This window comes from Limnospira sp. (assembly GCF_051859755.1).
Taxonomy (GTDB): domain Bacteria; phylum Cyanobacteriota; class Cyanobacteriia; order Cyanobacteriales; family Microcoleaceae; genus Limnospira; species Limnospira fusiformis.
This window is the reverse complement of the sequence record NZ_JBIMLI010000379.1, coordinates 1-860: the sequence shown is the minus strand read 5'-3', so window position 1 is coordinate 860 and position 860 is coordinate 1. Positions and strand designations below refer to the sequence as shown.

Sequence of the window (860 nt, the reverse complement as noted above, 5' to 3'; positions counted from 1 at the left end):
TGTAGCTGGGTAACATCCACCAACAACCGCCTTTATGTAGGCTGGTTCGGTGTTCTGATGATCCCTACCCTACTAACTGCTACCATCTGCTACATCATCGCTTTTATCGCTGCTCCCCCCGTGGACATTGACGGTATCCGCGAACCCGTAGCTGGTTCTCTGTTGTACGGCAACAACATCATCTCTGGTGCGGTTGTTCCTTCTTCCAATGCGATCGGTCTGCACTTCTATCCCATTTGGGAAGCAGCCAGCTTGGATGAGTGGCTCTACAACGGTGGCCCTTACCAGTTGGTAATTTTCCACTTCCTGGTCGGTGTATTTTGCTACATGGGTCGTGAGTGGGAACTATCCTACCGCTTGGGAATGCGTCCTTGGATCTGCGTAGCTTACAGCGCACCTGTTGCCGCTGCTAGTGCAGTATTCTTGATCTACCCCATCGGACAAGGTTCTTTCTCCGACGGTATGCCTCTGGGTATCTCCGGAACTTTCAACTTCATGTTGGTGTTCCAAGCAGAACACAACATCCTGATGCACCCCTTCCATATGTTGGGAGTTGCTGGTGTATTCGGTGGTGCTTTGTTCTCCGCGATGCACGGTTCTTTGGTAACTTCTTCCTTGGTGCGTGAAACCACCGAAATCGAATCTCAAAACTACGGTTACAAATTCGGTCAAGAAGAAGAAACCTACAACATTGTGGCAGCTCACGGTTACTTCGGTCGCCTGATCTTCCAATATGCTTCTTTCAACAACAGCCGTTCCCTGCACTTCTTCTTGGGTGCTTGGCCGGTAATCGGCATCTGGTTCACCGCTTTAGGTGTATCCACCATGGCCTTTAACCTCAACGGTTTCAACTTCAACCA

1 protein-coding gene is annotated in these 860 nt (G+C 50.1%); it reads left to right on the top strand.

The genetic code is table 11. From position 1 onward, the window contains the following. Positions 1-860: photosystem II q(b) protein (gene psbA / locus ACTIE0_RS24745; RefSeq protein WP_439517065.1), on the top strand; the 860-nt coding region annotated here is incomplete at both ends.